This is a genomic window from uncultured Olegusella sp., assembly GCF_947253395.1.
Taxonomy (GTDB): Bacteria; Actinomycetota; Coriobacteriia; order Coriobacteriales; family Atopobiaceae; genus Olegusella.
Genome location: NZ_CAMXYY010000013.1, coordinates 20119 through 27803, shown reverse-complemented (window position 1 = coordinate 27803; position 7685 = coordinate 20119). Strand labels below are relative to the sequence as shown.

Sequence of the window (7685 nt, the reverse complement as noted above, 5' to 3'; positions counted from 1 at the left end):
GCTCACGATGGCGCAGTTGCAACTGCCGCAAGTCATCAACAGCAAGCGAGGTGCGAATACCTTGAAGCTGTGTTTTTAGATCCTGGTGATCGCGTGCTTGATCTACCTGACGTTCAAGGGGACGCAATTGACGATTGAGCTCACGTTGCACATCTTTGGCGCGAACTAAATTGACATCCATCGCTGTCAACTTGCGTTCGGCGCGCTCCTTGCGACGGCGATGCTTGGAAATGCCTGCTGCTTCCTCGATAAGCTCGCGACGTTCCTCTGGACGGCCTGACAAAATTGAATCCAGCTTGCCCTGACTAATAATAGAATGGGTATCTTTGCCCAATCCTGAATCATGCAGGATGTCTTGGATATCGCGCAAACGCGAAGGGGCACCATTGACCAAATATTCAGACTCTCCAGAGCGATACATACGCCGTGTAAGTGCCACTTCAGAAAAATCAATGGGAAGCGTATGGTCCTCGTTATCCAAAACGAGCGTAATTTCTGCCACACCCACTGGCTCACGGGCAGAGCTACCTGAGAAAATAACGTCTTCCATAGCTTGACCACGCAACATGCGCGCGCTTTGCTCGCCTAATACCCAAAGTACCGCATCGGACACGTTTGATTTGCCCGAACCATTAGGTCCTACGACAACGTTAAGCCCTGGGTCAAAAGACATCTGTGTTTTGTCAGCAAAGGATTTGAAGCCCTTGAGGGAGAGTGACTTGAGATACATCAGTCTTCCTCCTGATGTTGGGCAAAATAATGCGAAAGTGTCATAGGGGCTATGGGATTGGGGGCTGTGGCATCCTCAATATAACCTAGACGCACAAGAGCATCTTGGGCTGCAGCGCTTTCGGCATCTTTTTTTGAGCCACCGCAACCACGACCAATACGCCTGCCCGATACCAGAGCCACAGCATTAAAAGTGGGCTGATGATCAGGACCACTTTGTCCTACAATTTTGTATTCGGGAGCCTCATGCAAATCGCGCTGAGTCACTTCCTGCAAACGTGACTTAGGTGAAATAGGTCGCTCGGCAATTTCAGGGGTAATATGTGGACCCAAGGTACGGCGCACAAAGTCATGTGCTTTCTCGTACCCTGCATCCAAATATAGCGCACCAACAACTGCCTCATAAACATTCTCAAGAGCAGACCTCATACCGCGAGCGCCAGTACCACGTTCGGACCCGCCAAACACGACAAGTTCGCCGATACCCAAATCCTCCGCCACCTCGGACAACATAGGACCTGAAACCAGAGAAATTTTGAGACGAGTAAGCTCACCTTCATCCATCTGAGGAAAACGCTCAAACAAATCCGTAGCAACAATGGCTCCCATGATGGAATCACCTAAAAACTCAAGGCGTTCGTAGGAGTCAGAGACAGGATGACCCTCGACGGCTGAGGGGTGCGTAATAGCAGAGCTAATCAACCGCTGATTGAGAAAATGATGTCCAAGAATTTCCTCAATAACGGCGATGCGTTGGTGCAAGTTCAAAAGAGCCCCTTACTGTGCTTTCAAAATAACGTCTACCGCGTCGCCAATAGTCTCTATCTCGCCAAGACTATCCTCGTCCACGGTGACTTCAAACTCATCTTCCATGGTTGTTACCAGCTCAAGCATATCAAAGGAATCAGCACCCAAATCATTGAAGCTCGTAGTTTCGGCCAACTCGTCAGCATCAACCTCAAGGGTCTCAGCGATAAGCATAGCGACCTTGTCAAAAATTTCGCTGCGATCCATCATTGCGTCCTCTCTTTAACAACAAATCAAACAAACACTTTGAGAAGATTGTAACCCCACAAGCACCTTATTTTGTTGTCACAAGCTCATCGGCAATTTTGGCAACGAGGCCAGAATTGACAGCGGCAGCAGCGGCAAGAGTGCCGTGCTTAATTGCCTGAACTGAAGTGGCACCGTGACCAATGAACACGGGGGCTTTACAACCCAAAAGTACTGCTCCACCATATTCATCGCCTGAAAGTGCAAGAGCTACTTCTTTAAGAGGCGATTTAATAAGCAATGCGCCAAGGCCAGCTACAGGTGATGTCTTGGCAGCTTTTTTTATTTCAAAAGCCAAAAACTTTGCGGTGGCTTCAAGGGTCTTGAGCGCCACATTACCTGTAAACCCATCGGTCACGATAACGTCAAAGGCATCTCCCAAAAGATCAGAGCCCTCACAGTTGCCCGTAAACCAGCCTGTATCAGCGGAGGCCTCTAGCAGCGCTTTATGAGCTGCAAGCGTTGCCTCAGAGCCTTTGGTCTGTTCTGCGCCGTTAGAAAGCAGCGCCACTTTGGGATCTGCCACTCCCAAGGTCACCTTGGCAAACGCACGTCCCATTTGAGCAAACTGCACCATCATCTCAGGACGAGCATCTGCATTGGCTCCGAGATCCACAAAAACTGTCCTATGCGCGCTGCCACTTGGCAGAGCTGCTGCTAAAGCAGGACGCTTTACGCCGCGAATCCTACCCACACCAAGAGTTGCTGCTGCAAAAATCGCACCTGTTGCTCCTGCAGAAAAGAAACCGTCGGCCTTGCCCGCCCTCAGCGCTGCACAAGCGCGAACAATTGAAGAATCCTTTTTGTTGCGAACTGCCTCAGCCGGATGTTCTTCCATGCCTATGACCTCAGTCGATATCAACGCCTCAACACGAGGACGCTTAGCAGCAAACGGCTCCACAAACTCAGCTGCACCAACAGCCAAGATATGTAACTGAGGATCCTCAGACAAAGCAGCATCAATGCCATCAAGAACTACCTGAGGCTCTTTGTCTCCGCCCATCACATCAACACAGATGCAGGTCATGCGGAACTCCTCTCAATTGGCAAACTACGCCTCAACCTAATAAAAAAGGGTCGACCCCACAAGGAGACCGACCCTCAGACTGACCCTTGCAGCATGAGGCTACTCGGTGACAATGACCTCACGGTCCTTGTAGTAGCCACAGTTGGGGCACACGTGATGCGGCAGCTTCGGGGCGCCGCAGCGGGGACACACCGAGCGGCTAGGTGCCGTGAGCTTGCTGTTTGCCGAACGGCGGGTGTGGGTGGCACCGCGACCCTTCTTTTGCTTAGGAACTGCCATGTTGACCTCTGCTTCCAACTCATCTCGCACCGTCTGTAGTCTATGCGACGGTACGGTCCTACCTAATCACACAAAACGAGATTGTAGCACGCATATAGTCTGTGTGCCACTATCTGCATATCTTTCTCCCAAAAAGCTGCAGGAGCACGTATGCGACGCGCTGTTAATCCTCCAGTTTAAGCTCCTTGAGCTTGGCAAAAGGACTTGATGACAATCTGTCCTGCTCAATTTGAGCTGCGTGACCACAATCTTGTTCATTGAGATTGGTACCACAGACAGGACAAAGACCACGGCAGTCAAGCTTACACAAAACGATGAAGGGAGTTTCCATCAGCAGAGTCGCATTAAGCGCTTCAGATAAGTCAATGGTCATATCAGCCGCGACCAAGGAAAAGTCAATCTCATCTTCATCGTCACTCAAGCTAGCAAGATCAGGCTCATGGAAGAGAAAATACTCGTCTACTTCACCTGTAACATCAAACTCAGCCTTCTCAAGGCAACGATCGCAAGAGCCAACAACATGCGCATGGAGCATGCCTGTAGCCAAAATGCCTTCACCAGCATTGGTGAGCATCAAATCATAATCAATCCCTGCAGGGAGAGTGAAGTCACGTTCGCCGAGGGTATAGCCCTCTTCATCAAGATGACCCATCAACGGTAGAGTACTACCAGGATCTGCAAGTCTTGCGTCTAAAGGAATAATCAGCGGCTGCATGCCGTCTACCAACCTGCCTCTTCACGACGAGAGGAAGAACCTTCCTCGATTGTCTGACGAACTCGCGTAACTGAACTCGTCATCGACTTAAGGTTGTCCTCAAGATGAGCAAGCACGGAGTCTGCATAGGACTCGGCATTGTAGCGTGTATCGCGCTCATATTGAGAAGCTTGGTCACGAATCTGGTCGGCTTGATGCTGAGCCAAACGAACTACCTCTTGGTCGCCAGCCAAAATCATCGCCTGTTGCTGCGCGTCAGCGATGATAGCATCGGCCTGCTGCTGCGCACGATCAAGAGTCTCCTGCTCTTCCTTGACAATGCGACGTGCATCGGCGAACTCCTGGGGGAAACGATCACGAATCTCATCCAGGATCTCGTAGATCTCCTGGGCGTCGACAACCTTCTTTTGAGGACCGCCAGCAAAGGGTTGCTTTGCCTCACTGATGATCTGCTCGAGCTCGCCGACCAGGCTCTCGATCTCCTCACCTGGCTGCATCTGGGACTCCTTCCGTCCTGAGTTCGTTTTGAGCAAGCTTACGTCCAAGCTGCTATATTTCACACTTATTCTAGAATGGTAGCAGAAACTTATGCACCATAATGCTCAAGCAAGCAAGACTGCACATTGGGCGGTACCAAAAAAGACACATCAGAGTCCAAAGAAGCTAGTTCACGCACAATTGATGAGGAAACATAGCCATATTTGCTTGCTGACATGACAAAAATAGACTCAATATCCGAATCAAGACGCGTGTTCAGAGCTGCTTGTTGAAGTTCATACTCAAAATCGGTCATTGCACGCAAACCCTTGACCACGCCACGGGCACCAATCTGCTGACAAAAACTCACCAACAGACCACTAAAGGGCTTTACGTCCACATCATCAATGCCTTCTGCCTGAAGTGCATCAACGATCATAGACACCCGCTCATCCAAAGAAAATGCTGTGCCTACCCCATTTTTACCCTGAGAAGCTGCTACTGCCACCGTAACCTTGGGAAAGAGGCGCCGCGCACGCTCAATAACATCAAGATGCCCAAAGGTAACGGGATCAAACGTACCAGGCACCACTACATGATCAATAATTTGCGCGCTCATTAACACGTCCTCCGTCAGCTTCACTTGTCTTGCTGACATCATATATCAGCAGATCAACCGTAGTAATTCCTTGCTTTTTTGACTTCATGAGCATCGCGTTGGGCAAAGTAAGACCACAAGTCTTGACTTCATGCTCATAGAGTATGCGTGCCGACGGAGCAAGCAAACCCTGTTGGTCAAGATTTTTAACCAACTGAGAAACCTGCCCCGCTGAAATCGCATAGGGCGGATCAAGCAAAACGAGGTCAAAGGGAGCGCCCCAAAGGCCCCCACGCTTTACGAGCGTCCACACATCGCCTACAGCTACTCGTGTCATTCTTTGTGCCTGTAGCGCTGCACAATTACGTTTGATTACCGCAGCAGAATTACGATTGATATCTACAAAAGAGCAGCTTGCAGCCCCGCGAGATAGCAGCTCAAGTCCCAAGGCTCCACTTCCCGCAAAGGCATCAAGTATGTGTACACCACTCAAATCCAACGCAAAAGATGACAAGACCATTGAGGCAATGCGCTCACGTGTACGGTCTGTTGAGGGGCGTGTTACCTCACGACCTTTGGGCGTCTCAAGAGCTTTTCCTTTCCAGATGCCACCTACAATGCGCAACTGCCCACTCATACGCGTTCCACCTCTTCAAAATACACCCCAAAGCGATCGCGTATTTCTATGGCAAGGGGAGCATGTTCGGGTAGTTGAAGTTTTGGGTCTGCTTGCATCAAAGCAAGTGCATCCTCGTGAGCCCATTCAATCAAGTCTTGATCGCTTGCAAGATCAGATAGTTGCAAATTCATGCCGCCATGCTGGCGATAACCTAGCACCTCTCCTTCATGGCGCAATTGGAGGTCAAGCTCTGCCAATTTGAAACCATCAGAGGTTGCTTCAAGTGCATCAATACGCCTCCGAGCAGGGCTATTTTTCTTTGATGCGCACACCATCCAAGCAGAACCTGCATACTGTCCTCGACCAACACGGCCCCTCAGTTGATGTAAGGTTGCCAAACCAAAACGATCAGAGTCAAAAACCAGCATGACCGTAGCCTGAGGCACATCAACACCAACTTCAACAACCGTAGTGCACACTAGTACCTGAATCTCACCACGACGAAATTGCTCCATCACAGCATCTTTGTCAGCAGCACTCATGCGACCAGTCAACATGGCTACCTGTGCCCCAGGTACCATGCGCTGCACTTCAGGCAAGGTAGAAACAACCGAATGTAGCTGCTGAGTGGCAGCTTTATTCGTCTCGGGAATGTCTTCAAGATCGATACCCTCATCACTATCGTCAATCAAAGGGCAGACTACATAAGCAGCCTGACCTGAGGCAACTGCAGTGCGTATAGCCCCCCAAGCAAGATCTAAATTGGCGGGAACCACCGACCTCGTTGTTACGCCAGCGCCTGCAAGGGGACGCTTTTTAATGACAGAAGAGTCCATGTCACCATAGAAAGTCAGGGCAAGAGTACGCGGAATAGGTGTTGCTGTCATGGCCAGCAAGTCTGCGCCAGGACCTTTTCGCCGCAAAGCCACGCGCTGGTCAACACCAAAACGGTGTTGCTCGTCAACCACAACAAGACTGAGCTTGTGAAATTGCAGCGTATCTGAGAGTAAAGCCGTCGTACCAAATACAATACTGCATTTTCCTGCTGCTATAGCCTCTGTCATATCAGCGCGCTCAGAGCTCGAAGTTGCGCTCGTCAGCAAAGCCCAGCTAATGTTTGCTCTATCGAGCAAGGGACCCAGTTTTTCAGCATATTGACGAGCCAAAACTGAAGTTGGTGCCATCATGGCCGCCTGAGTACGACTATCCGCACAAGCTGCCAAAGCCAAAGCAGCAACGACGGTTTTGCCTGTACCTACGTCACCAAGAAGCAGGCGATTCATCACTTGGGGAGCCGCCATATCATGTAGGATATCTCGACTTGCGCGGCTCTGCTCATCTGAAAGCTCAAAAGGTAAAGCAGCCGTGAGAGCATGCAGATGCTCTCCATGTATACAGTGTTGCACAGGCTGCACGCCTGCATCTTGTAGACGCTGTCGCACGCGTAGGGTAAGTTGCAAACAGAGCAACTCATCATAGGCAAGACGTCGACGGGCTTGTTCGGCCTCTGCCTTGCTGTCAGGGTAATGAATTGAACGCAAGGCAGGAGCAAGACCCATGAGCTGACGGCGCGCTACGAGAGTTGCCGGCAAGAGATCGCAAACGTCTCCTATATCTGCAAGGGCTGCCGAGGTTAAGCGCCTCATCCAGCCCGCACCCAAACCTTCCGTTAACGCATAGTGAGGAATCAAACGAGCGAGATGCGCTTGGTCATTATCACGGTCAAGCTTTTCCCAAAAAGCAGGATTCATGCGTCTAAACCCATAGCCAAAGCGCACCTTGCCCGAAAGCATAATGCAATCACCTGGCTTTATCTGATCGGCGACCCAAGGCTGACGAAAAAACGTTGCCAACATAATGCCCGAATCGTCTACCAGTGCAAGTTCCACCAATTGCAGACGAGGTTTAGGGTGCTTAAGCTCAACTTTGTCTACAGTCGCAATAATCGTTGCTTCGCTTCCCACCTGCGCAAGCGCAATGGGGACTACGCGAGAATAGTCACTGTAGCGCGTAGGAATATGCAGTAGCAGGTCTCGAGCACGCTCGATATCCAACCTTGCCAAAGCTCCGCCGCCCGCAGCTTTAGTAAAACGAGATGCAAACCTTAATCTGGACACCCCAGCTGCAAGCAAAGCTGTCCTTTGCAGGCGACCTGCCGCCTCACCAATACTGGGAGCATGCCCCATGG

10 protein-coding genes are annotated in these 7685 nt (G+C 50.6%); all 10 read right to left on the bottom strand.

The genetic code is table 11. From position 1 onward, the window contains the following. Positions 1–730, bottom strand: a 730-nt coding sequence (locus Q0X25_RS02440; protein ID WP_298578828.1) for an AAA family ATPase, incomplete at its 3' end; no start/stop codon positions are given. After that, positions 730–1497, bottom strand: coding sequence for a ribonuclease III (gene rnc, locus Q0X25_RS02435; protein ID WP_298578827.1), 768 nt, complete (start codon positions 1495–1497; stop codon positions 730–732). The genes Q0X25_RS02440 and rnc, both read right to left, overlap by 1 nt. A gap of 9 nt (positions 1498–1506) precedes the next feature. Then, entirely contained in the window at positions 1507–1743 is a 237-nt protein-coding gene (locus Q0X25_RS02430) for an acyl carrier protein (protein ID WP_298578826.1), read from the bottom strand. 67 nt (positions 1744–1810) lie between these two features. Further along, positions 1811–2809: a phosphate acyltransferase PlsX gene (plsX, locus tag Q0X25_RS02425; RefSeq protein WP_298578825.1), complete on the bottom strand. Its 999-nt coding sequence runs from the start codon at positions 2807–2809 to the stop codon at positions 1811–1813. A gap of 99 nt (positions 2810–2908) precedes the next feature. After that, positions 2909–3088, bottom strand: a complete 180-nt coding sequence (gene rpmF, locus Q0X25_RS02420) for a 50S ribosomal protein L32 (protein WP_021735096.1) — start codon at positions 3086–3088, stop codon at positions 2909–2911. Positions 3089–3251: 163 nt separating this feature from the next. After that, positions 3252–3803 (bottom strand): DUF177 domain-containing protein, encoded by a 552-nt coding sequence (locus Q0X25_RS02415; RefSeq protein WP_298578824.1) that lies wholly within the window; start codon positions 3801–3803, stop codon positions 3252–3254. Positions 3804–3808: 5 nt separating this feature from the next. Further along, a complete protein-coding gene (locus tag Q0X25_RS02410; RefSeq protein WP_021734844.1) occupies positions 3809–4300 on the bottom strand; it encodes a hypothetical protein in 492 nt (163 codons plus the stop codon). Between the two features lie 89 nt (positions 4301–4389). Further along, the gene (coaD, locus tag Q0X25_RS02405) at positions 4390–4899 is read right to left on the bottom strand and encodes a pantetheine-phosphate adenylyltransferase (RefSeq protein ID WP_298578823.1); all 510 of its coding nucleotides are present in this window, start codon (positions 4897–4899) and stop codon (positions 4390–4392) included. Continuing rightward, positions 4880–5515, bottom strand: a complete 636-nt coding sequence (gene rsmD / locus Q0X25_RS02400; RefSeq protein ID WP_298578822.1) for a 16S rRNA (guanine(966)-N(2))-methyltransferase RsmD — start codon at positions 5513–5515, stop codon at positions 4880–4882. Before rsmD ends, coaD begins: the two co-directional genes overlap by 20 nt. Further along, positions 5512–7683 carry an ATP-dependent DNA helicase RecG gene (locus Q0X25_RS02395; RefSeq protein WP_298578821.1) on the bottom strand — a complete coding sequence of 724 codons (2172 nt, stop codon included), beginning with the start codon at positions 7681–7683 and terminating at the stop codon, positions 5512–5514. Before Q0X25_RS02395 ends, rsmD begins: the two co-directional genes overlap by 4 nt. Between the last annotated feature and the right edge of the window lie 2 nt (positions 7684–7685).

What these genes read in the sequence shown, in the direction of transcription:
- Q0X25_RS02430 (WP_298578826.1), bottom strand. Translation starts at nt 1,743, where the DNA reads ATGGATCGCAGCGAAATTTTTGACAAGGTCGCTATGCTTATCGCTGAG.
- plsX (WP_298578825.1), bottom strand. Translation starts at nt 2,809, where the DNA reads ATGACCTGCATCTGTGTTGATGTGATGGGCGGAGACAAAGAGCCTCAG.
- rpmF (WP_021735096.1), bottom strand. Translation starts at nt 3,088, where the DNA reads ATGGCAGTTCCTAAGCAAAAGAAGGGTCGCGGTGCCACCCACACCCGC.
- Q0X25_RS02415 (WP_298578824.1), bottom strand. Translation starts at nt 3,803, where the DNA reads ATGCAGCCGCTGATTATTCCTTTAGACGCAAGACTTGCAGATCCTGGT.
- Q0X25_RS02410 (WP_021734844.1), bottom strand. Translation starts at nt 4,300, where the DNA reads ATGCAGCCAGGTGAGGAGATCGAGAGCCTGGTCGGCGAGCTCGAGCAG.
- coaD (WP_298578823.1), bottom strand. Translation starts at nt 4,899, where the DNA reads ATGAGCGCGCAAATTATTGATCATGTAGTGGTGCCTGGTACGTTTGAT.
- rsmD (WP_298578822.1), bottom strand. Translation starts at nt 5,515, where the DNA reads ATGAGTGGGCAGTTGCGCATTGTAGGTGGCATCTGGAAAGGAAAAGCT.
- Q0X25_RS02395 (WP_298578821.1), bottom strand. Translation starts at nt 7,683, where the DNA reads ATGGGGCATGCTCCCAGTATTGGTGAGGCGGCAGGTCGCCTGCAAAGG.